The organism is Crinalium epipsammum PCC 9333, assembly GCF_000317495.1.
GTDB lineage: Bacteria > Cyanobacteriota > Cyanobacteriia > Cyanobacteriales > PCC-9333 > Crinalium > Crinalium epipsammum.
This window is the reverse complement of the sequence record NC_019753.1, coordinates 3,053,091-3,074,795: the sequence shown is the minus strand read 5'-3', so window position 1 is coordinate 3,074,795 and position 21,705 is coordinate 3,053,091. Positions and strand designations below refer to the sequence as shown.

Genomic DNA, 21,705 nt, shown 5'->3' with positions numbered 1-21,705 from the left:
CTTAAACTTACTCATTTAATATGCTAAAATGGCTATATGAGTAAGTTAACTATATCAGAAGCAGCTAAACTTAAAGGAGTTGCCGTTTCCACGTTAAGGAGGTGGGAAGCGGAGGGCAAGCTAATCCCTGAACGTACAGCCAATGGGCATCGTAGGTACGATCTAGCTCAATTATTGGGGATAACAGCAGATAGTTCAATTACAGTCGGTTATGCCAGAGTATCAAGTCACGAACAAAAACCTGATCTAGAAAGGCAGAAACAAGTATTAGAGTTGTTCTGCGCGACTCATGGTTGGCAGTATCAAATTATTGATGATCTAGGTTCTGGCTTAAATTACAGCAAGCGAGGACTGCAAAGATTAATCAGAATGATTACTGACAATCAGGTTGAGAGATTGGTCTTAACCCATAAAGATAGATTATTGAGATTTGGTTCTGAATTGATTTTTAGTTTGTGTGAGCATTTTGGTACAGAAGTAGTAATTATTAATCGTACAGAAGATGCCAGTTTTGAAGAAGATTTAGCAAAAGATGTATTAGAAATAATTACAGTGTTTTCGGCTCGATTGTATGGAAGTCGTAGTCATAAAAATAAAAAGATTGTTGAGGATTTGAGGGAAGTTGCTGAAAAGCTTTAAGACCAAACTAGACCTTAATAACAAGCAACGCACATTGGCAGCTAAACACGCAGGGGTAAGTCGTCATGCGTGGAATTGGGGTTTAGATATTTGTCTTAAGGCTTTAGACAATCAAGAAAAATTACCGACAGCGATTGATTTACATAAACGGTTAGTAGCCGAGGTCAAATCTGTTCATACTTGGTATTATGAGGTTTCAAAATGTCCACCTCAAGAAGCATTAAGGAACTTATACAAAGCTTTTCAGCACTGGTTTAAAGTCCCTGGACGAGGCAAACCTAAGTTTAAGAAAAAGAATGTTAAAGACAGCTTCTACCTAGAAGGTAGTATAAAAATTAGTGGCAATAGAATTAAATTCCCCATTTTCGGATGGGTAAAATGCTATGAAATATTGCCTACTGTACAACCTAAAAACGTGACTGTGACTAAAAGGGCGGGTGATTGGTATGTTAGTTTTAAATACGAGTTAGAGCAAAAAGTAACACCAAAACGCCGAGATAAGATAGGCGTTGATATTGGGATAAATGCTTTAGCTACTTGTTCTGATGGTTCAGTTTTTCCTAACCTTAAAGCTTACCGCAAAGCTAAAAGGAAACTGGCTCACCTGCAACGCTCAGTTTGTCGTAAAGAAAAAGGCTCTAACAATCGTAACAAGGCTAATTTAAAAGTTGCCAAGCTTCATCGTAGGATTGCCAATATCAGACAAGACGCAATTCATAAACTAACAACATGGTTAGCCAAGAATCACGGCGAGATTAAAATTGAGGATCTGAATGTTTCAGGTATGCTCAAAAACCATAGGTTGGCTAGTGCCATTGCTGATTGCGGATTTTACGAGTTTAGGCGACAACTTGAATATAAGTCGGGGTGGTATGGTTCAACAATTATTAAAGTTGATCGGTTTTACCCTAGTTCTCAAGTGTGTAGTTGTTGCAACAATCGTCAAAAGATGCCACTAAAAACACGAGTTTTTAACTGTGGTAATTGTGGCACGACATTAGATCGTGATTACAATGCCAGTATCAATTTAGAACGCTGGCATGAAAGTATTGATTATCCCAAAACCGTCAGTTCGACGGGGATTGCCTGTGGAGGATCACATCAACTTAATGGCACTGCTGTTAAGGATTCAGTGAAACAGGAACTAGACATCAAATTTATTCCCAAACAGTTATCACTGTTCGATGAGTAGATTTGAGTAGGTTCTAGAGAACGGTAAGACTTAAGGAGCCTCATTAGTGATTCCTCAGCACTGTTGTAGTTACTCTCTAACCTGCTAGCCAACTTGCTAACTAAACTGCTGGTTAAGTTTATCACTCCTCCTACGGGCTGAGGCTGAGGGCTTATCACTCCTCCTAGAGTTGCAGGTGTAAATACTATCTCACCCCCCTGTGGCATTAGGTCAAACTTATATTTAATCAGGGTTGTGTCAAAGTTGCCTGTTATGCAATCGTAGTAAATCTGGCTAGCTAGGATTTTAGCCTTAGCCCTTTCGGTAGGATCTTCAAAGCTGCCCTGAGTCATGCTGTAGTTTTTGCCAGCATAAGAGAACCTGAGCAGACACCTACCATTATTGTTGTTAACGTTAATCTTTCTCATAGGTTAGCAGCTAGGTTAGTTAGCTACATAAGCCCTATGTAAACCTATGCTAGAAACCATCGTTTAAGGAGTCTAAGCATATGATTTAGCAAGTTGTAAGCCTCGGATGACCCATGCTTTGTGGCGAATTCTGGAGTCCCGAACGAGGTGCGCTACCAAGCTGCGCTACATCCCGATGCTGATAACAACATATTTAGTCAATAATATCATGCTCAACTCCAAATTACCAAATATCCTGGGATAGGGAAAACAGCGAAAAGAAAACAGAGGCGATCGCAATCTACGTTAACATAATCACTGTGTCACTTCACAACATAGAGCAAATTGTGGTTGTTAAGCCAGAATGGTTGCGCGTCAAAGCGCCTCAATGGGAACGAGTTGGTAACGTTAAGGAAATTCTGCGAGATTTATCGCTAAATACAGTTTGTGAAGAAGCATCTTGCCCTAATATTGGTGAATGCTTCAATGCTGGAACAGCGACTTTCTTAATTATGGGACCAGCTTGCACACGCGCTTGTCCCTATTGCGATATTGATTTTGAAAAAAAGCCAAAAGCACTAGACCCCACTGAACCAGAACGATTAGCTGAAGCAGTAAGACGCATGAATTTAAATCATGTGGTGATTACTTCTGTTAACCGTGATGATTTACCTGATGGTGGTGCTTCCCAGTTTGCGCGTTGCATTGAAGGTATTCACGCAATTTCACCTCAGACAACAATAGAAGTATTAATTCCAGATTTGTGTGGTAACTGGAATGCACTAGAAATTATTCTGCAAGCTCAACCGGAAGTACTAAACCATAATACTGAAACTGTAGCGCGTTTATATAAGCGAGTACGTCCACAAGGAAATTATCTGCGATCGCTCGAATTATTACAACGCACCCGTGAGTTAGCGCCTTGGGTTTATACCAAATCCGGTGTGATGGTAGGACTAGGAGAAACAGACGAGGAAATTCGTCAAGTCATGCACGATCTCCGCGAAGTTGATTGTGATATCTTGACCATTGGGCAGTACCTCCAACCATCGGCAAAACATTTAAAAATTGATGATTTTATCACCCCAGCACAATTTGATAGTTGGCGGGAATTCGGGGAATCTTTAGGTTTTTTACAAATTGTTTCATCCCCTCTTACTCGTAGTTCTTATCATGCTGAACAAGTAAGAAAATTAATCGAGGATTATCCTCGTTCAAAAACTTAACAAATATCAGTTTAAGGTAGCGGTTCAAGTCTCTGGAACTAATAGCTTAAAAGGTAAAACCGACTAAATTAATGATTCTTCTAGTTTGTTAAAACGGACTTTAGCTATTAGCCTCCGGTTTAAAGCGGAGGCTGACTAGAGGTAAGCGAAAAATGAAAAATGTGGGTAATGAGAAGCCCTGTAGACGGAGAGAGGCTAGGGGTGCGGTTAAACAGGGATCGTACAAGCTTTGACGTTTAATTAAATCTATCTACTTATGAGTGAACAAGTTAACTTTAATTTAGAATTTCCGGCGATCGCACAAATACCAACACTACAAAAAAAACAACTCTCTATAGCAGTCATTGGTGCAGGTGCATGGGGTAGCGCTTTAGCCTTCCTAGCAGCTAAAAATGGGCATAATGTGCGTTTATGGTCACGTAGTTCTCCCGAAAAGCTAGAAGATATAATCGCCAATACCGACTTGCTAATCTCGGCAGTTTCTATGTCGGGCGTGAGGTCAATTGTTACCCAAGCCCAGCAAGCTATTTCTCCAAATACAATTATTGTTACAGCTACCAAAGGTTTAGATAAAGAGACAACTTGCACTCCTTCACAAATTTGGTCAGCAGCTTTTCCTAAAAATCCAATAGTTATACTATCGGGACCAAATCTTTCCGAAGAAATTCAACAAGGATTACCTGCTGCTACTGTAGTAGCAAATAAAGATCATAATGTTGCTAAAACAGTGCAATCAGTGTTTAACTCTCAGCAGTTTCGAGTCTATACCAATCCCGATCCGCTAGGAGTTGAATTAGGTGGGACACTTAAGAATATTATGGCGATCGCAGCCGGAACTTGTGACGGTTTACAATTGGGAACTAACGCCAAAGCTGCTTTACTCACTCGTGGGTTATCAGAAATTATCCGTGTTGGCACAAATTGGGGTGCTAAAACCGAAACCTTTTATGGTTTGTCTGGATTAGGAGATTTACTCGCTACCTGCAACAGTCATCTCAGCCGCAACTATCAAGTTGGCTACAATTTAGCTCAAGGTAAAACCTTATCAGAAATCTTAACTCAGTTAAAGGGAACTGCTGAAGGTATAAATACGACTAAAGTATTGATTCAGCGATCGCATCAACTGCAAATATCTGTGCCAATTTCTTATCAAGTCTATCGCTTACTACAAAGTGAAATAACGCCACAAGAGGCGGTGGAAGCATTAATGCTACGAGATACTGCCCCTGAGTATTAATAAATTACTATTTAAGCATTTTTACCAAATTACCAAATAAGTAGTTCAGCCTAATTAAATATTAGATGTTATTGTTGAACTTTCTCTACTTCCTCGGCTAGCCACCATATTATGTTTTATTAAGTGGATCTACTTGTTTAGGTTTTAGCGACTGGAAACTGGCTCATAATTGAAAAAGCTTTAATTTCTCTATTTATAATTTTAACTTTTGATGGCGTAAGTCCTAAAATTTTGAAAAAGTTTCAGGAATCTGCCCAAGCAGCGATGTAGATTAAATTGAATCCTACCTAACACAGGAAATTAAAACGCAAAAATACATAACAAAAATTAAAGTGGGTAACAAAACAATAAGTAGTGTTTACGTTTACCTCAAAGTTGGGAATTTTAAGAATAAGTCGTAATTAACAAGTATCAATAAATTTCCTGGTCGTCATTGAGAGTTAACTATGCCAGCCACTTCTTTTAACGCCAAAACTGCTGAATCCCATCAACTATCCACCGACACGGACAGTGAAGATCTGATCAGCGACGATTCTGAGCCAACACTTGATGAGCTAGTTGAGATTGAGCTAGGAGGTACAGAGACTGGTAAGCCTATCAATGGCGGTATCAAACATACTACAGATTTAGTACGGTTATACCTCCAAGAAATTGGCAGGGTGCGTTTACTGGGACGAGATGAAGAAGTCTCGGAGGCTCAAAAAGTTCAGCGATATATACGGTTATTAGAGTTGCGGACAACAGCAACTAGCCAAGAAAATCTCGATACATCTCAAGTTGAATGTTTACAGTTATATATCAGGTTGATTGAAGCTCATGATCGTCTCGCTTCTCAGTTAGGGCATCGTCCTTCTTTAGAACGATGGGCAGCAGAAGCTCATATTGCTTTGTCTGAACTTAAGCCGACTTTGGTTGCTGGTAAGCGTAGTTGGGCAGAAGTTGCTGGTTTAACTGTGCCAGACCTTGAGCAGATTCAGAAAGAAGGTCTGCAAGCCAAAGAACATATGATCAAGGCAAATCTGCGCTTAGTCGTGTCGGTAGCCAAGAAGTATCAAAATCGAGGTTTAGAACTACTGGACTTAATCCAGGAAGGCACAATGGGGCTAGAAAGGGCTGTTGAGAAGTTTGATCCTACTAAGGGATACAGATTCAGCACCTATGCTTACTGGTGGATTCGTCAGGGAATAACTAGAGCGATCGCCACTCAAAGTCGCACTATCCGCCTACCTGTTCACATTACTGAAAAACTCAATAAAATTAAAAAAGTTCAACGCCAACTTTCTCAAACTCAAGGACATACTCCCACAATTGAGGAGATAGCTGCTGCGTTAGAAATGACACCGCCACAGGTGAGAGAAGTTTTACTGCGCGTACCTAGATCTGTCTCTTTAGAAATTAAAGTCGGTAAGGAAAAAGACACCGAACTCGGAGACTTACTAGAAGCAGAAGACATTTCTCCCGAAGAACTGTTGATGCGAGAAGCATTACAAATAGAGTTGCTCAAACTGTTAGCCGATCTCACCAGTCGTGAGCGTGATGTCATCAGTATGCGGTTTGGCATGGTAGATGGTAATGTCTACTCGCTATCAGAAATTGGTCGCGCTCTCGACTTGTCGCGCGAACGAGTTCGTCAAATCGAATCCAAAGCTTTGCAAAAGCTACGCCAACCAAAGCGCCGCAATCGCGTGCGGGATTATTTAGAAACTTTAAGCTAATTAATTGCCTGTGTTAGCATTCTAATCTCACTTACCAAAGAGTGAATATCAATCTATTCTCCTCGCGCAAAAATTATTTGGGAGTCTGTAAAACTCAAGTTACTGTTGATATTGACTTTTAACCAGGAATGCTTATTAAGCATTATTGTCAATAAGCACAGTTTCTTGACAATGAAGTGGCTGTTAGCTATTCTTATTAATAAAGCTACTTGATAAAGAGGGCGGGTATGTCTATATACACAACAGGCTCCCTCAAAGCTGAGCTTAACGAGCGCGGATGGCGTTTGACTCCCCAGCGAGAGACAATTCTGCAAATATTTCAAAATCTTGCTAGAGGCAACCACTTAAGTGCTGAAGATTTATACGATCTGCTTCAAAATGAAGGAGAGAAGATCAGTCTTTCAACCATTTACCGCACACTTAAGCTAATGGCTCGAATGGGTATTTTGCGGGAGCTAGAACTGGCGGAAGGACATAAACATTACGAAATCAATCAACCTTATCCCAATCACCACCATCATTTAATTTGTGTGCGGTGTAACAAAACGGTTGAATTTAAAAATGACTCGATTTTAAAAACTGGTACTAAAACAGCTAGAAAAGAAGGATATCACTTGTTAGATTGTCAGTTGACAGTTCATGCTATTTGTCCATCTTGTCAACGCTCTTTAATGCCAATTTAAATTGATAATTAAATCAACCAAATTAAATTTAAAACCTTAACCCCCTATCCGTACAAGGACAGGGGGCATAATTTTGATTAGATATATCGTGATTCGCTAATATAATAAATTGAAAAGTAAGGGCGGGTTTAATTTATATTTTTTTAGGATACCTACGTAAACCCGCCCCTACCGCTAATACTCGCATCTTGCACCTAGATGAAAAAAGCTGACAGAAGGATAGCTGATGGCTGACCGATCTATTAAGTTAAAAACGTTGGTTAATCACGTCATTAGCGCTAAGACCATATGCGTTTTGAGCTTTGCCGATCGCAGCTTGAGTTTGTTGGCTTAAAATTCCATCTATGGGGCCTGTATAAAAGCCATTTTGTTGTAGACGAACTTGTAATGCTTTGATACTCTCTCGACGAGTAAGATTTTCTAATGCTGACAATGTATTAACTCCAGGGATACCGTCAGCAACTAAACCTTGCTTTCGCTGAAAGCGAATTACCGCATCTTTAGTTTCAGCATTAAAAGACCCGTTGATCTGCCCTTTATAGTAGCCTAGTTGCTTTAATCGTTGCTGGAGTGTTTGCACCTGTGCTTTGCTTTGATTTTGTTGCACAGAGGGTCGCTTAGTCACCGACGTTGATGGTTTGCGAGCAGACTGGCGGGTTGCACTCTGTAATAACGAGATTGTCCGAGTCCCAGCAAGACCATCAACGGTTATATTGTTAGCTTGCTGAAAACGCTTAATAGCTGCTTCAGTAGAAGCACTAAAAACTCCGTCAATTGAATCTTTATAGAAACCAGCTTGTTTTAATTGCTGCTGAAGTTTTCTAACTTCTAAACCGCGATCGCCTGGTTGGAGGAAGTCATTGTTAGTGGTAGAAGTAACAGCCTGTCTTGATTGAGTTGTGGTGCGGCTTCTTTGTGCCTGACGTTGGGAATTACTAGCAGCAGTGGTTTTGCGCTCTTGTTTCTTGTATAAAGCTGCCGCAGTTGCGTCGCCAACTACCCCATCTGCGGTTAATCCTTTGGCTTTCTGAAAACGTATGACAGCAGAGCTAGTAGCTGAATTGAAATTTCCATTAACCTGCCCATTGAAGTACCCCAAGCGTTTTAAGCGTTGCTGGAGGGTGGTAACCTCTGATCCGCGATCGCCTGCTTTTAGTTCTGCTAACGCCGCCTCTGCTGTACCCAAAAAGCTGATTCCCATAGCTAGGGATAGAAGATACATTAATGTTTTGCTGAACACTTTCTGGCTATTTCCTGGCTTAAACACATTGCTGTTCTCGACTACATCAACATTACTGGGGTGTACATCGGCATTGTAGGCTTTCATAAAAAAATCTGCTAGAAATTTCATAACTTTTCAGATCCGCTTCTCCTAGTTAAGATAGCCAATATCTGCTGGTAAATACCTATCTTTCATATTCACCATCAGCGATAAATCACTCGTGCATCAAGCCCGCGCGAGCGTAACAGGTAAGAGCGACTTTTAGCGACATCAGGATTAGCAAATTCTCCAGAATTTACATAAGAACCTTCTTTCGACTCAGTTAAATAAGCTTCTTTAACGTACTGGCTAACTTTTATAAGGGTTTCACAACTTCCAGGTACTATCACCACGTAGCGATTCTTCTTTGGTTGTGGACTGGGTGTTGTAGGTGGTGCAGAGTACTGGAATAAAACACGCAGCGTATCTGAGCCAGGAATACCATCTGGAAATATATTCACTTGTGCTTGAAAACGCCTGAGAGCGAAGTCGGTTTCTGTACCAAATATTCCATCAATTTGACCATTATACAAACCTAATTGTCTCAAGCGTTGCTGTATTGCAAAGATGTTGTTACTAGCATTCCCAGGTAAAAAGCTACTTGAATTGCTATTAGGATTACAAATTTGAACGGGATTCCGTGGCAGAATGCTGGTATTAGCATTCAGTCCATAGGATTGTTGGAAGGGTTGAAGAGCCTGTTGTGTTTCTGAGCTAAACACTCCATTAATCGGCCCATTATAAAAACCGCTGTTTCTCAAGCGTTCTTGTAGCAACACAATGTACGAGTTGCGATTAGCTGGCGGGGGAGGCAGTACATTTCCATTACTAGGCAGACCTCGATTTATGGGCTGCACCTGCAATACTATCTGGAATAATGCCGATTGAGTTCTAGAGCCAACTATACCATCAGCCTTAAGTCTTTGAGAGCGTTGGAATTGGCTGACAGCCGATGCAGTCTGTTGGTCATAATAGCCAGTGGCAGAAACATTGTTGTAACCCAATAGCTGCAAACTTTTTTGGATAGCTGTCACCTGTGGGCCACGAGAACCTACCTTTAGGGCTGCCATTGCCTCTTTTGCCATGCCTAAAATGCAGAAGGCAACAACTAGAGATAGAAAATTGATGCAAGCCTTGCGATACTTACTTGGAGCTACTTGATTAATCTTGACGGTTGTAGGTAGCTCGTATGAAGCTGCCAGATATAGGTAGGCTAGAGTCTCCATAAATAGATGTAGATGTTTTGAAAATCTTTTCCCCGTCAGTCTACCTTATACATTTAAGGATTGACAATTCTACAGCACAAAAGGCTGGCGGTAAATCTGTCAGCAGTAAATATTACATAAAGATCAAATTTACTGTGGTGTATCGGCTTGCTCCAAATTACCTGCCTTTACCCAACCTTCTTCATTAGTCTCTACCACTCGCACCTTCTGCCATTGTTTATCGTCGCTATCTTGAAGAACCACTACCTCCTGGTTATAAGCAACGCCACCAACTTTGCTGGACTCAAAATTAGCCTCTGATCGCATACTCAAACCTGATTCCCATTTAACGCGAGCTTTGTATGCTCCAGGTTCTAACTGCGTTTCTTGAGATGGAGATGGGCTAACTTGGGTTGATGAAACTAACTTTGAGTTAGTTGCAGCGACAGTAGAGGTTTTAGTATTAATATTGGTTACTTTTTTCTGCTGTTTCTCTTCAGGAAAAACTGGTCTTGGAGGAGTTGCTGATAGGGTACTAAATAAGAACAAACCAGCCGCCGCACTACCTAATAAAAGTAGGACAATGCCTGCCAAAAAACCTACTACAAACTTTGCCAAACCTGACAAACTCATTTTATGATTCCGGATGTTGAAGTTGATGTTGAATGCGACTATTTAAACCGCTATTTCTAGATGCCATACGAGCTTTACCTGCTGCTGCCCAGTCTTGTAAAAACTGAATTTGCGCTTGTGCTGTCCGCGCTAATGGGACAAGCTGACTGGCGGCTTCCAAGATGTCGTCTGTGATGAAGTCTCTGTTTTGGCTAAAGCCAATGTGCATTGCTTCAATTAGGGTTTGCTCAATTTCTGCACCAGAAAAATCTGGTGTTTCATAAGCTAGTCGATCTAAATCATAACTTTTTAAATTATGAGGTCTTAGTCTGGATAAGTGTACCGCAAAAATGGCGCGACGTTCCTCTTGGGAGGGTAAACCTACGAAGAAAATTTCATCAAATCTACCTTTGCGGAGCATTTCTGGGGGTAAAGCCTGGATATTATTAGCGGTAGCGACAACAAAAACTGGGGATGTTTTTTCAGCTAACCAGGTGATAAATGTGCCAAAAACACGGCTGCTAGTGCCTGCGTCTGCTTTGCCGTCAATTCCACCAAAAGCTTTATCAATTTCATCAATCCACAGCACACAAGGCGCTAAGGCTTCTGCCAGTTGAATCATTTGCCTGGTGCGAGATTCAGATTCTCCTACTAATCCCCCAAACAAACGTCCTACGTCTAGACGTAATAAAGGTAAGTGCCAGTGGTGAGCGATCGCTTTTGCTGTTAAAGATTTACCAGTGCCTTGAATCCCAACTAGCAGTAAACCTCTGGGATATGGTAGCCCATATTGTCGCGCCCGTTCTGAAAAAGATCCTCCCCTTCGTAGCAGCCACTCTTTGAGGTTATCTAAACCCCCAATATCAGAAATTTTTTCGGTTGCTGGATAAAAATCTAGTATTTGTGTTTGGCGAATAGTTTGGCGTTTTTCTTCTAGTACCAGTTCGATATTTTCTGGCTGGATTTCTCCATCAGTAGCGATCGCCCGTGCTAACACCCGTCGAATTCTCTCTAAAGATAGCCCCTGGCACGATCGCACTAATTCATCTATAAATTTACTATTGAGCGATTGACCATTAGCAGCCAATAAACGCTCAATTTCTAATTTTATTTCTCCCACTGCTGGCAGAGGAAACTCCAAAATAGTTAAAACTTCACTTAAATCAGAAGGAATTGCTATTTGTGGAGAAATAATAACAATATTTTTCGGTTGAGATTTGAGGCGACGGGATAAATTTCTCAGTTTGCGGGAAATTGAGATATCTTCTAAAAAACGGTAATAATCTCTTAATATAAAGATTGCCGGAGCTTCTGCTGGCAATTTTTCCACTAATTCTAAGGCTTGTAGTGGATTACGTTTTCCAAAACCTAGATCATTAGGATTTCCCTGATAGCCATCGACAAAATCCCAGATATAGACAGCGCGATTGCCTTGAGGTTTAGCAGATTTGGCAATTGCTGCTTCTACTCGCTCCTCTTCAAGGGTAGGGATATAAATTAAGGGATAGCGGGCGCGTAGAAGTAGTTCAAATTCTTCACTGAAGCTCATGGTATTTATATAGTTTTGAGTTTTAAATTTTGAGTTTTGAATTAAAATTTTGAGTTTTAAATTAAACAAAATTTTTGATAACTCAAAACCCAATATTCATAACTTAAAACTTGCGACTAACTAGGAAGCTGCTTTTTCAAATTTGCCAGTGCATTCCAGCGAGAATCTGATGGTGCAGAGATTGCCTGATCAGAACTATTATCAATTCCAGCACAGTTTTTGTCGCATAACTTCCTGAGCGGTAAAGCAAGGCAGAACTGTTCATACAACCACACATCGGGCTGAAAGTAGCCGTTGGGTGATAGTGTTTCGACCAACTCTTCGATAGAAGTTTCTCGTTCTAAGGGACCATTATCTGGTTGTTCTGCGGCTGCGTCTAACCAAATTAGTTCTGACGTTTTCACAGATAAGCGGTGATTGTACTGTTTCAAGCAGCGATCGCACGTTAAAGTAACAATTGTTTCCGCTTGAGTACTCACGTCTAGATAAGTTCCCTGGTGTTTAACTTGCAAATGCCCCCGCACGGGCATTAAAGTTTCTAAACCAGGGAGAAACTCTTCAATCTGTAGCTTTTCTGTCTGCTCTGGGGCTTTGGTTAAACCAGGAATGTAAATCGCTTCCATAGTAATTGTGAGCAATTAGTAAAGCAAATTTGGGCAATGCCCTCAGCCTCCGATGTTAGCGTAAAGTTACCACCAACCGCCTGTCTGGTTCCTGACCACGGCTGAAAGTTTCTAAATCTTCGCAACCTTCCAAAAATGTATGTATTTGTCGTCTTTCAGCAGCAGACAAGGATTTAATTTCATATTCCTTGCCTGTTTCTCTGGCTTGCTGGGCTGCATGGTCTGCTAGTGACCGCAGTTCTGCTTGTCGCTGGAGGCGGTAACCATTCAGTTCAATGCTATAAGCGGTTTGCTGCTCTCGATCTTGATTAATATTAAGAATCGAATTAGCTAGGTACTGTATAGCATCTAAAGTACTTCCCTCCGGTCCAATCAAAATATCAACTTGTTCCGGCGTTAGTTGGGTGTGATCGATGGTCAACCAGTAGCCTGATGATATTTCTACATCTGCTGTTGGTGGTTCTATACTTACAACTGTAGGAACTCCAACTAATTTCAGCAGTTGATCTAACCACTGCTGACCCCGTTGTAATCGCTGATCGCTCATATTTGTTACCCCGATGTCTTTTTCTTAGAACGACTCGGTTCAAATGGCAAGGTCTGTCTGTTGTTATCTTCTTTTTCTTTTTCTTGCATATCTACAAGCTTTTGAAGATTTTCTGGCAGTGGTTCGCGAGACAAAATGAAAGTTTGTGCTGTTTGGAAGATGTTAGCAATCACCATGTACATCAACACCCCAGCAGGTAACGGGAAGAATAAAAACATCCCTGAAAAAATAATTGGGGTAATTTTATTTACTGTCTCTTGTTGAGGGTTGCCACCTGTCGCGCCTTGTCCAGACAAAATTTGGTTGAGGTACAAACTAATGCCAAAAAACAGCACCATGCCCACAATATCCCAGTGGACGGTTCCATCTTGATCGTATGCTCCTACCCGACCGAGTTTATCAATAAATAAGAAGCCTTTGTCTGCTGCTAGACCAGGAATACTACCTTGAATAGTTACATCTCCAGGCTGTAAAGCTTCTAATGTGCCATCGTCATTAATTTTTACTCTGTCTTCGCCTTTAGTTATTTTCCAGCGAGGTACTATTTGATTTTCTGAATACTCGCTTACCAGTTGTTTTAGGGGTTTACCAGCAACGCTTTGAAAATCCAGTTGGGTTTTTTCGCCAACTACTAAATTATTACCACCAGGTAACATTCCCACAACTGGAGCATGGACACCATCTGTAAAGTAAATGTTTTGAGGTGGTGTAGCAAATGGTTGCGGTTGGACGCGCTCAATTTGCTCTTGTGGCAACACTTGGAGATTGATGTTGTAGTTAACATCAGAAAATGGTGAACCCCGCAATGTCGCAAATAAGGCAAACAGTACAGGCATTTGTACCAGTACTGGAAAACAACCAGCTAGTGGGTTGCCAAATTCTTTTTGAACTGCGACCATTTCTTCCTGCTGTTTAGCAGGATTATCTTTGTATTTTTCTTTGACTTCTTGCATCCGCTTTTGCATTAGCGGTTGGACTACTCGCATTTTTCGCATATTGCGAATAGAGCCAGCACTGAGGGGATACAGTGCGAAGCGAATTACCAGTGTCAGCGCGACAATTGCCAGACCATAGCTGGGGACGATCCCGTAGAAGAAATCCAGGATCGGCAGCATGACGTTATTGGAGAGAAACCCGATACCAAAATCCATTCGCTACTTGTTTGTTAGACAATCTAAAAGTTTTCTTAAAATAATCTATCGGATCTGGGGAAATAAGCTGATTACAAATACACCAGATCGATAGTAGGCAATCATTAAGTAATTTAGGGCATCTTTGAAGATTACCCAGGGGTTTTGTGGGATAACTTAGCTAATTGCTTCTACGGTTTTGCCTGTTCTGGCAGCTACTTTTTCAGTGATGAAATCGTAAACTTCCCGAAACCTTGGCACTGCACGCAATTCTAAGCGACTTCCATCTTTCATGGTTAGCACCATATCTCCCCATGTACCGAGACCGCGAGGTACTTTTTGGACTTTGACGATTTCTGTGTAGATTACGTCTGTGCGATCGCGCCCCATCCAGCCACCTGTGATCGATACACGACGATTAGTGATGCGGTAGCGCAACCACAACGCCCGTGCGATCGCACCCACCGTTAAAGGTAAACAGATCACTGTAGTTCCCAGCAGGAGATTAATGATCAAGTCGCCTATGTGGGGACCGCCCTCATAAAAAGCTTCCTCTCGAATGCCCATTGATAACCTCGGCTTCTACCAACAACTGCTCTAATTCTCGCAAAATTTCGACATATACGCACTCGCTGGCTGTTGGTCGCACTACAATTACTACCAGCAAACCAGGAGATATGCGTGGTAGCAACTGGCGAATAGCGGCTCGGATTTGGCGCTTAATCCGATTGCGAACTACTGCTTTTTTACTGACTTTTTGGCTAATGGAAATGCCAATCAGGGTTGGTAGTATAAGGTTTGGTGCTTGGGTTGGGTCGGCTTTAGTTGCGCCACGCCGTGACTGAGGTGATCGGAATTTGTCTTTGAGCGATCGCACCGTGAAGTAAGCACCAGTACGACGACGACCACTCTGGTAGACCTCCTTAAAATCTTGCCTCCGTCGCAGTCTATTTTCTTTAGGCAGTGCCACGAGTACCTGCCATCAAGACGTAATGGTTGCCTAAACTGCCAACCGATAACGTCCTTTTTTACGACGCGCTGTAATCACCTTGCTACCGTTTTTAGTACGCATACGCGCTCTAAAACCCGATGTTCTTTTTTGCTTACGGTTTGTGCCGTGTAGAGTACGCTGAGTCATAGTCCTTTAGTTCCCAGTGACTAAAATTGATACTTGAAAAAAAAGCCACAATTTACTACAATAGCAGGTTTAATCCGCTAAGTCGCATTGAAGTTTTGATAAGTTAGCGTGACCAAGAGCTTGATGTTAGTGCGAAAATAGCTACAACCTTTATCGCCCAAAGGTTAGAAGCCAAGTACCTTTATATTGTGCTACGGGGATATCTCTAGGACTAAGAATGCTGCAATTGAAATAATAAAAACCAGAATCAGGGTTTTTAACGTTATTAAGTACTACTTCTAAGTCTTTACCTTGTTCAAGAGGTTCTTTTAAGTCAATAGTAATCTGACGCTTTCCCCGCTCCCAGTTTACGGCTTGTAGAGGTAAGCTTTTATTGGTGCTTTTGAGTCTTACTTCAATTTGTTTTTGATCAAATTCACCGTTGAAGTAATCTGGGTAATCAATCTGGATTTGAGAAACCCCTAATGGCATTTTACTGGCAGGCATACGCAGCCGATAACGATCCCCCCACATATTCTCACTACCATAATCTAATCGGTAGTTGAGTTGATTTTGCCGTTCAACCCCGCTAAAAAGAGTAAGTCCAGACGTAACCTGTGCTGAGGTAATAGTTTGAATACCCGTGAGTACACAACCTGTAGCAGCTATTGCAGAAAATAAACGTCGCATAGCAGATTGGGTTAGAAACATACACTTAAATGATTGTATTGTGAAGCAGTTGTTAATAAACTTTACTATCTATGGCTCGATTAAGATAGATCTATAGATAGTGAAGCATTGGTTTTGACTGATACAGCTAGCCAAAAGTGTCCTAACTTGTCAGTATTTTAATCTAAGAATTCAGAACTCAGTAGTCAGTCATCAGGATAAATAAGGCTTAGGTTATCTCACTGTCAAAAATACTGGGTCTATAACAATTGCCCAAAATTATCCAAAAAGTTACCATTCTGAATTTGATCAATTTTGAATCAGGGAATTCTTACAGTTTTATTTACATACCTATACATAATTTTACATTATTAATGTAATTTGGAGATATTTTTACATGAATTACGCATTATTTGTAGTTTTTGGCGGTTAAATTGCTAAGAGACGTTAAGAATATTGTTCATTTTTGGGGGATCAACATAGTATTCAAAAAGTTGCTTTATATCTGGATATCTATTAGCGATTTGGGTTGGATTCAGATTTAGCGTAGAAAAATAGGAACGGTAGAAGTTAGTGATTACATTAGAGCAGCACTTGCTAAAACTGAATAAAATATTTGATGGAGGAGTCTGCGCGTTTAGGCAAAAACCAAGAAAAGTGTGTTGCTGCCAGTAGGTATAAGTAATTAGTAAGTTTTGCTCCAGATTTTGCGCTCGAAGAGAGGGAATTAGCAAAGTTGTTTGTGTTTTGGAAAAGTGACCATTGGCAAATTTACCCAGCCATAGTAGCAAGAGCAAGAAAAATTGCTACAGTTTCGTAGAAAAATCTTGGCGCTATCATCAATAAAGACTGTTCTGGAAAGTTTTGATTTTAACCGGAGAAAAAGGAGAGTGCATGAGAGTAGCGATCGCTAAAGAAATTGAAGTAGGTGAACATCGCGTTGCCTTGGTTCCTGACGTTGTGGCTAAGTTGGTCAAACAAGGCATAGATGTATGGGTAGAGAGTGGCGCTGGTGAGGGATCATTTATTAGCGATGATGCCTATAGAACTGCGGGTGCTGAAATTATTTCTGATAGAAATACTCTCTGGCGGGAAGCAGATATATTGCTAAAAGTTGCTGTACCTTATGAGTATGAAATTGACCAGATGCGGGAAGGCGCTACAATAATTAGTTTCCTTAACCCTTTGGAAAAATTCAGTGTGGTACAGCGTTTAGCTAACCGCCGTATTACCGCATTTGGCATGGAAATGATCCCCCGTAGTACCCGCGCTCAAAGTATGGATGCGTTGTCTTCCCAGGGGTCGGTAGCTGGCTATAAAGCGGTATTAATTGCTGCTGCGGCTTTGCCAAAATATTTCCCCATGTTGACAACGGCTGCTGGAACTATTGCGCCTGCCAAAGTATTTGTAATTGGTGCTGGGGTCGCTGGTTTACAAGCGATCGCTACTGCCAGACGGCTAGGTGCTATAGTCGAAGCATTCGATATTCGCCCAGCAGCAAAAGAAGAAGTACAAAGTTTGGGTGCTAAATTTGTTGAGGTCAAACTGGAAGAAAGTACAGTTGCCGAACAAGGTTACGCCAAGGAAGTTTCTGAAGCATCTAAGAAGCGATCGCAAGAAGTTTTGACTGAACACATCAAAAATTCTGATGTTGTAATTACTACCGCTAAAGTCCCTGGCAGAAAAGCACCTGTGTTAGTCACAGAAGAAATGGTCGCTCAAATGAAGCCTGGGTCTGTAATTGTTGATATTGCAGCAGAACAAGGTGGTAATTGTGCTTGTACCGAACCAGGTAAAGATATTCAACGTAACGGCGTGACAATTATTGGTCCACTGAATTTACCTGCAACTATGCCAGTTCATGCCAGCCAAATGTATGCCAAAAACGTTTTCTCGCTAGTGCAATACCTGATTAAAGATGGTAATTTGCAGATTAATTTTGAAGACGAAATCGTGAGCAGCACTTGTATAACTCATGCTGGTGAAATATCTAATCAACGGGTGCGTGATGCAGTTCTCAGCAACCAACCGTCAACAATTAGCAATTAACAATAAACAATTAACAATTATCAGACAACTTCTGTTCTTGGGCAAAAAAATAGAGAATAATTTTTTATTCGTAGCTCAATGTACGTGGTAAGCAGACTAAAAAATTACATTGGTAATTGTTAATTGGCATATTGATAATTGTTTAAAACTTAGGAGCTTTTAAGACTATGGCAGAAGGATTGATTGGTGCTTTATTTGTATTTGTCCTAGCAACGCTTGCTGGGGCTGAAGTAATTAACAAAGTGCCGCCAACGCTGCACACGCCTTTGATGTCGGGATCTAATGCTATTTCTGGAATCGCTGTGATTGGGGCAATTTTAGTCGCAGGCGATCGCAACTTGAATCTCAGCGCAATTTTAGGTTTTATTGCGATCGTTTTCGCCACTATTAACGTTGTTGGTGGCTTTTTGGTGACGGATCGGATGTTGCAAATGTTTAAGAAGAAGGAAGTAAAAGCGTGAGTAATTTTATACCTACTGGTATTGAGTTAAGTTATCTTGTTGCAACAGCGTTATTTTTTGTTGGTCTGAAAAATCTTGGTTCGCCAGCAACCGCGCGGAAAGGTAATGTGATTGCAGCAGTTGGGATGTTCATCGCTATTGTGGCGACACTGCTGAATCAAGGGGTGCTGAACTACGAGCTAATTTTACTAGGGATTGTGATTGGTTCGGTATTGGGTGCGATCGCAGCTTATAAAGTTGAAATGACCTCAATGCCCCAAATGGTGGGTTTGTTAAACGGTTTGGGTGGTGGCGCTTCAACTTTAGTTGCTGTAGCGGAATTTTGGCGGCTGTTGCACTCCGTAGAAACAGTATCTCTCGACAACACCATCACGATGATTTTAAGTATCTTGATTGGTGGCATCACCCTAACAGGTAGTTTTGTTGCCTTTGCCAAGCTACAAGAACTCATGTCTGGTTCTCCGATTACTTTTCCCTTGCAGCAACCAATTAACGTCTTATTGTTAATTGGCTTTTTAGTTGGAAGTGGCTATTTGTTAATCGCACCAAAAGATCCCACAGTATTTTTAATCCTTACTGGTATCTCCCTACTTTTAGGTGTTTTATTCGTGCTTCCCATTGGTGGGGCAGATATGCCAGTGGTAATCTCGCTGTTGAACTCATTTTCTGGGTTAGCAGCTAGTGCGGCTGGATTTGTTCTGATGAACAATATTCTGATTATCTCTGGGGCGTTAGTTGGTGCATCTGGAATTATCCTTACTCAAATTATGTGTAAGGGGATGAACCGCACCCTAAGTAGTGTACTATTTGGTGCGTTTGGTGGTGGTGCTAAAGCTAGTGGTGGCGGTGCTGGGGCGGGTTCTAATGATAAAGTTGTCCGCAGCATCGATCCTGAAGAAGGCGCGATGATGTTGGGTTATGCTCGTTCTGTCGTAATTGTTCCTGGCTATGGCATGGCAGTCGCACAGGCGCAACACGCTGTCAGGGAGTTAGGCGATCAGTTAGAAAAGCTAGGTGTTGAGGTTAAGTATGCCATTCATCCGGTTGCTGGTCGGATGCCTGGACACATGAATGTGTTGTTAGCTGAGGCGAATGTGCCTTATCCGCAGCTTCACGATATGGAAGACATCAATCCTCAGTTTGAGCAGACGGATGTTGCTTTAGTAATTGGGGCAAATGATGTGGTAAATCCGGCGGCGCGTACTGATAGTGCTAGTCCGATTTACGGGATGCCGATTTTGGAAGTAGATAAGGCAAAGCAAGCGATCGTAATTAAGCGTGGCATGAGTACTGGTTTTGCTGGTGTAGATAATGAGTTGTTCTACAAAGATAAAACTACAATGCTGTTTGGTAGTGCGAAGGATGTCGTCGCGAAGCTGGTTTCTGAGGTGAAGCAGCTATAAAAAATTTTAGTTAATTCTAAAAATTAATCTGATCATAACCTGGATTTAAAATAATCCAGGTTTTTATTTTGAAGAAAGCATTTTTTTGTTAATTTTTATATAAAAAGTCGTTTTTAAGTTCACTTAAATGTTTAATTAGCGGTCTAAATAAAGTCCAGTCAAACTTAGAATTGTAATTGTTGTAAGTCTTTGTCTACGGCTTAACAAAACTGACTGCTATATACTTACAAAACAGGTAGCCTTAAAAAAAAGCCACTAATTAGGTGGCACAATACTATATTGATTAATATTTTTTTAAAGATAGAAAAAGAACTTGTTTTACTCAATGTCTATGCTATCTTTAATTAGGTAGCTAACCTTTTGCCGATGATGGGGCATTCGTCAAGACTGCTCCCTTTAAGTAGGCATCGTTGAGATTTACCTGACTCAAGTTTGCATCCGTAAGATTAGCACAATTTAAGTTTGTTTCAGTTAAATTTGCCCCTGTTAGGGTTGCATCTGTGAGATTTGCATGGCTTAAATTTGTTCTCGTCAGATTTGCCCCACTCAAGTTTGACCCTGCTAGGTTTGTGCCACTCAGGTTTATATTCCTGAGATTTGCTGCAATTAGGTTCAGGTTCCTGAAGTCCCTTTGCCCTGCCATGTATCGGCTTACCAATTCTTTAATATTCATAGGGTTTTTGAGGTGTTTAGAGTGCTGCCATGATGTTGACTGACACCAACTCCCAACTCACAGACGGCAGATAATAACTGAAACAAAGCATTTTGGACAAAGAAGGTTTAATTTGCTTCTTGTCCAAGAAATGTTGCAGTGCCTGGATCGGGACTGTTTAGTTTTTGCCAGTGAGGTCAAATAGCTGACCTTCGTTGCTTGTCCCTTGCTTTAAGCACTATGATGTGTTTGATACAAGCGGTATTTGGTTAGGGCATTAATAGCTGGTAGAACGTCTTCTACGCTGTTTATGCTTGGCAATTGCTTTGCGCTTGCGTTTTTCAATAGGTGTTTCAAAGTGGCGATGCTTTCTGATATCTGGGAAAATTCCCGCCTTAGAAACTTCTCGCTTGAATCGACGCAGGGCTGACTCAATTCCTTCATTTTCACCAGGAATTATTTGGGTCATCCTATCTCCTCATTTAATTTGACAGCATTGACACTCTCATCGTCAAGCTTGCGCTGTGACGGGAGATTCTTGCTTCACAGAAACCTGCTCTTTGATGCAAGCACCATTAAGTCTTACAGTCTCTCCACAAGCTTTAAGTTCGGTATGCCCTACCGTATTTGTAACGTTTTGTCTTCTTACTTTTCCTAATTACGTTGCTTGGTTTTCACAACTACAGGAGGTTCTTATGACTGTTGATATCTTACCACAAAACTCTGCCCACGATTCATTTCACCACCAAAATTATTTGTGGTGGGAGTCCAAAGTGGAAGAGAGATAGGGCTGGATAATGATCGGCTATCCAGCAAGCCGTTTACTTTTAAAGCAAAGATTATAAGTCTTACTTTAAGAGTATTGATGGAAATTTTTGTTTTAAAAACTTAGTAGCGTCGGTTATCTCTACCACCGCCACCGCCACCGCCACCACGGTTATTTGACCAACCGCCGCCGCCGCCGCCTGAAGAACCTCTTTCTTCGCGGGGTTTAGCCTTATTAACCTTGAGGTCGCGTCCCATCCATTCAGCACCATCAAGGGCTTCAATTGCTTTTTCTTCTTCTGCGTCTGTTTCCATTTCTACAAATGCGAAACCCCGCATCCGACCTGTTTCTCTGTCTGTTGGTAACTGAACGCGCTTAACTGTTCCGTATTCGGCAAACGTTTGGCTAATATCCTCCTGTGTAACTTGGTAGGATAGATTGCCGACGTAAATTGACATATAGGATCTCCAGAATCCGAGAGTGTAGAGTATTAGATTCGGAGAAACGCTCATCAAACGAATTACGCTACCGAAAATAAACCTTAGATATATAAGTTATAGCACATTATTTGAGCGCAACTAGG

Annotated in this window: 23 protein-coding genes; 9 read left to right on the top strand and 14 right to left on the bottom strand. The window is 41.3% G+C overall.

Features of this window, described 5'->3' with window-relative positions:
• The first annotated feature begins 36 nt into the window (after positions 1-36).
• The 6 genes from CRI9333_RS13450 (at position 37) to CRI9333_RS13425 (ending at position 7,078) form a co-directional block, all read left to right on the top strand.
• Positions 37-639, top strand: coding sequence for an IS607 family transposase (locus tag CRI9333_RS13450; RefSeq protein WP_015201200.1), 603 nt, complete (start codon positions 37-39; stop codon positions 637-639).
• Positions 623-1,831: an RNA-guided endonuclease InsQ/TnpB family protein gene (locus CRI9333_RS13445; RefSeq protein WP_015201199.1), complete on the top strand. Its 1,209-nt coding sequence runs from the start codon at positions 623-625 to the stop codon at positions 1,829-1,831. Before CRI9333_RS13450 ends, CRI9333_RS13445 begins: the two co-directional genes overlap by 17 nt.
• Positions 1,832-2,564: 733 nt before the next feature.
• Complete coding sequence (lipA, locus tag CRI9333_RS13440) at positions 2,565-3,443, top strand: lipoyl synthase (RefSeq protein ID WP_015203709.1); 879 nt, start codon at positions 2,565-2,567, stop codon at positions 3,441-3,443.
• A 256-nt stretch (positions 3,444-3,699) separates the two neighbouring features.
• Positions 3,700-4,680: an NAD(P)H-dependent glycerol-3-phosphate dehydrogenase gene (locus CRI9333_RS13435; protein ID WP_015203708.1), complete on the top strand. Its 981-nt coding sequence runs from the start codon at positions 3,700-3,702 to the stop codon at positions 4,678-4,680.
• Positions 4,681-5,126: 446 nt separating this feature from the next.
• Complete coding sequence (sigC, locus tag CRI9333_RS13430) at positions 5,127-6,395, top strand: RNA polymerase sigma factor SigC (RefSeq protein WP_015203707.1); 1,269 nt, start codon at positions 5,127-5,129, stop codon at positions 6,393-6,395.
• Positions 6,396-6,622: 227 nt separating this feature from the next.
• Positions 6,623-7,078, top strand: a complete 456-nt coding sequence (locus CRI9333_RS13425) for a Fur family transcriptional regulator (RefSeq protein ID WP_015203706.1) — start codon at positions 6,623-6,625, stop codon at positions 7,076-7,078.
• Between the two features lie 247 nt (positions 7,079-7,325).
• Here the strand turns inward: CRI9333_RS13425 and CRI9333_RS13420 are convergent, their stop codons facing one another.
• From CRI9333_RS13420 to CRI9333_RS13370, 11 genes are all read right to left on the bottom strand, one after another.
• Entirely contained in the window at positions 7,326-8,405 is a 1,080-nt protein-coding gene (locus CRI9333_RS13420) for a peptidoglycan-binding domain-containing protein (protein WP_198013570.1), read from the bottom strand.
• 98 nt (positions 8,406-8,503) lie between these two features.
• Positions 8,504-9,565, bottom strand: a complete 1,062-nt coding sequence (locus tag CRI9333_RS13415; protein ID WP_015203704.1) for a peptidoglycan-binding domain-containing protein — start codon at positions 9,563-9,565, stop codon at positions 8,504-8,506.
• Positions 9,566-9,694: 129 nt separating this feature from the next.
• Positions 9,695-10,177 carry an SH3 domain-containing protein gene (locus CRI9333_RS13410; protein WP_015203703.1) on the bottom strand — a complete coding sequence of 161 codons (483 nt, stop codon included), beginning with the start codon at positions 10,175-10,177 and terminating at the stop codon, positions 9,695-9,697.
• Position 10,178: 1 nt separating this feature from the next.
• Positions 10,179-11,705 carry an AAA family ATPase gene (locus CRI9333_RS13405; protein ID WP_015203702.1) on the bottom strand — a complete coding sequence of 509 codons (1,527 nt, stop codon included), beginning with the start codon at positions 11,703-11,705 and terminating at the stop codon, positions 10,179-10,181.
• Positions 11,706-11,821: 116 nt separating this feature from the next.
• Positions 11,822-12,328, bottom strand: a complete 507-nt coding sequence (locus tag CRI9333_RS13400; protein ID WP_015203701.1) for a YceD family protein — start codon at positions 12,326-12,328, stop codon at positions 11,822-11,824.
• A gap of 55 nt (positions 12,329-12,383) precedes the next feature.
• Entirely contained in the window at positions 12,384-12,875 is a 492-nt protein-coding gene (locus CRI9333_RS13395) for a Jag family protein (RefSeq protein ID WP_015203700.1), read from the bottom strand.
• Between the two features lie 5 nt (positions 12,876-12,880).
• A complete protein-coding gene (yidC, locus tag CRI9333_RS13390) occupies positions 12,881-14,026 on the bottom strand; it encodes a membrane protein insertase YidC (RefSeq protein ID WP_015203699.1) in 1,146 nt (381 codons plus the stop codon).
• Between the two features lie 156 nt (positions 14,027-14,182).
• Positions 14,183-14,572, bottom strand: coding sequence for a PH domain-containing protein (locus CRI9333_RS13385; protein ID WP_015203698.1), 390 nt, complete (start codon positions 14,570-14,572; stop codon positions 14,183-14,185).
• Positions 14,544-14,975 carry a ribonuclease P protein component gene (rnpA, locus tag CRI9333_RS13380; protein ID WP_015203697.1) on the bottom strand — a complete coding sequence of 144 codons (432 nt, stop codon included), beginning with the start codon at positions 14,973-14,975 and terminating at the stop codon, positions 14,544-14,546. The genes CRI9333_RS13385 and rnpA overlap by 29 nt, the downstream gene beginning before the upstream one ends.
• A gap of 30 nt (positions 14,976-15,005) precedes the next feature.
• Positions 15,006-15,143: a 50S ribosomal protein L34 gene (rpmH, locus tag CRI9333_RS13375; RefSeq protein WP_015203696.1), complete on the bottom strand. Its 138-nt coding sequence runs from the start codon at positions 15,141-15,143 to the stop codon at positions 15,006-15,008.
• A gap of 150 nt (positions 15,144-15,293) precedes the next feature.
• Positions 15,294-15,833, bottom strand: a complete 540-nt coding sequence (locus CRI9333_RS13370) for a DUF2808 domain-containing protein (RefSeq protein ID WP_015203695.1) — start codon at positions 15,831-15,833, stop codon at positions 15,294-15,296.
• Between the two features lie 852 nt (positions 15,834-16,685).
• On the opposite strand from CRI9333_RS13370, the gene CRI9333_RS13360 reads away from it, so the two are divergent.
• The 3 genes from CRI9333_RS13360 to CRI9333_RS13350 all read left to right on the top strand — a co-directional run bounded on the left by CRI9333_RS13360 (position 16,686) and on the right by CRI9333_RS13350 (position 19,704).
• A complete protein-coding gene (locus CRI9333_RS13360) occupies positions 16,686-17,840 on the top strand; it encodes a Re/Si-specific NAD(P)(+) transhydrogenase subunit alpha (RefSeq protein WP_015203694.1) in 1,155 nt (384 codons plus the stop codon).
• A gap of 167 nt (positions 17,841-18,007) precedes the next feature.
• The gene (locus CRI9333_RS13355) at positions 18,008-18,301 is read left to right on the top strand and encodes an NAD(P) transhydrogenase subunit alpha (protein ID WP_015203693.1); all 294 of its coding nucleotides are present in this window, start codon (positions 18,008-18,010) and stop codon (positions 18,299-18,301) included.
• Positions 18,298-19,704 carry an NAD(P)(+) transhydrogenase (Re/Si-specific) subunit beta gene (locus tag CRI9333_RS13350; protein ID WP_015203692.1) on the top strand — a complete coding sequence of 469 codons (1,407 nt, stop codon included), beginning with the start codon at positions 18,298-18,300 and terminating at the stop codon, positions 19,702-19,704. The genes CRI9333_RS13355 and CRI9333_RS13350 overlap by 4 nt, the downstream gene beginning before the upstream one ends.
• Positions 19,705-20,056: 352 nt before the next feature.
• Here the strand turns inward: CRI9333_RS13350 and CRI9333_RS13345 are convergent, their stop codons facing one another.
• From CRI9333_RS13345 to CRI9333_RS13335, 3 genes are all read right to left on the bottom strand, one after another.
• Entirely contained in the window at positions 20,057-20,377 is a 321-nt protein-coding gene (locus tag CRI9333_RS13345) for a pentapeptide repeat-containing protein (protein ID WP_015203691.1), read from the bottom strand.
• A gap of 256 nt (positions 20,378-20,633) precedes the next feature.
• Positions 20,634-20,825: a 30S ribosomal protein S21 gene (rpsU, locus tag CRI9333_RS13340; RefSeq protein ID WP_015203690.1), complete on the bottom strand. Its 192-nt coding sequence runs from the start codon at positions 20,823-20,825 to the stop codon at positions 20,634-20,636.
• Between the two features lie 419 nt (positions 20,826-21,244).
• The gene (locus CRI9333_RS13335; RefSeq protein WP_015203689.1) at positions 21,245-21,580 is read right to left on the bottom strand and encodes an RNA recognition motif domain-containing protein; all 336 of its coding nucleotides are present in this window, start codon (positions 21,578-21,580) and stop codon (positions 21,245-21,247) included.
• Positions 21,581-21,705: the final 125 nt, after the last annotated feature.

Excerpts from the sequence above, each read along its gene's own strand:
- CRI9333_RS13385 (WP_015203698.1), bottom strand. The coding sequence starts at position 14,572 with ATGGGCATTCGAGAGGAAGCTTTTTATGAGGGCGGTCCCCACATAGGC.
- CRI9333_RS13415 (WP_015203704.1), bottom strand. The coding sequence starts at position 9,565 with ATGGAGACTCTAGCCTACCTATATCTGGCAGCTTCATACGAGCTACCT.
- rpmH (WP_015203696.1), bottom strand. The coding sequence starts at position 15,143 with ATGACTCAGCGTACTCTACACGGCACAAACCGTAAGCAAAAAAGAACA.
- CRI9333_RS13450 (WP_015201200.1), top strand. The coding sequence starts at position 37 with ATGAGTAAGTTAACTATATCAGAAGCAGCTAAACTTAAAGGAGTTGCC.
- CRI9333_RS13400 (WP_015203701.1), bottom strand. The coding sequence starts at position 12,328 with ATGGAAGCGATTTACATTCCTGGTTTAACCAAAGCCCCAGAGCAGACA.
- CRI9333_RS13360 (WP_015203694.1), top strand. The coding sequence starts at position 16,686 with ATGAGAGTAGCGATCGCTAAAGAAATTGAAGTAGGTGAACATCGCGTT.
- CRI9333_RS13420 (WP_198013570.1), bottom strand. The coding sequence starts at position 8,405 with ATGAAAGCCTACAATGCCGATGTACACCCCAGTAATGTTGATGTAGTC.
- CRI9333_RS13435 (WP_015203708.1), top strand. The coding sequence starts at position 3,700 with ATGAGTGAACAAGTTAACTTTAATTTAGAATTTCCGGCGATCGCACAA.
- CRI9333_RS13405 (WP_015203702.1), bottom strand. The coding sequence starts at position 11,705 with ATGAGCTTCAGTGAAGAATTTGAACTACTTCTACGCGCCCGCTATCCC.
- sigC (WP_015203707.1), top strand. The coding sequence starts at position 5,127 with ATGCCAGCCACTTCTTTTAACGCCAAAACTGCTGAATCCCATCAACTA.
- yidC (WP_015203699.1), bottom strand. The coding sequence starts at position 14,026 with ATGGATTTTGGTATCGGGTTTCTCTCCAATAACGTCATGCTGCCGATC.
- CRI9333_RS13395 (WP_015203700.1), bottom strand. The coding sequence starts at position 12,875 with ATGAGCGATCAGCGATTACAACGGGGTCAGCAGTGGTTAGATCAACTG.
- CRI9333_RS13345 (WP_015203691.1), bottom strand. The coding sequence starts at position 20,377 with ATGAATATTAAAGAATTGGTAAGCCGATACATGGCAGGGCAAAGGGAC.
- CRI9333_RS13370 (WP_015203695.1), bottom strand. The coding sequence starts at position 15,833 with ATGTTTCTAACCCAATCTGCTATGCGACGTTTATTTTCTGCAATAGCT.
- CRI9333_RS13425 (WP_015203706.1), top strand. The coding sequence starts at position 6,623 with ATGTCTATATACACAACAGGCTCCCTCAAAGCTGAGCTTAACGAGCGC.
- rpsU (WP_015203690.1), bottom strand. The coding sequence starts at position 20,825 with ATGACCCAAATAATTCCTGGTGAAAATGAAGGAATTGAGTCAGCCCTG.
- CRI9333_RS13335 (WP_015203689.1), bottom strand. The coding sequence starts at position 21,580 with ATGTCAATTTACGTCGGCAATCTATCCTACCAAGTTACACAGGAGGAT.
- CRI9333_RS13410 (WP_015203703.1), bottom strand. The coding sequence starts at position 10,177 with ATGAGTTTGTCAGGTTTGGCAAAGTTTGTAGTAGGTTTTTTGGCAGGC.
- CRI9333_RS13355 (WP_015203693.1), top strand. The coding sequence starts at position 18,008 with ATGGCAGAAGGATTGATTGGTGCTTTATTTGTATTTGTCCTAGCAACG.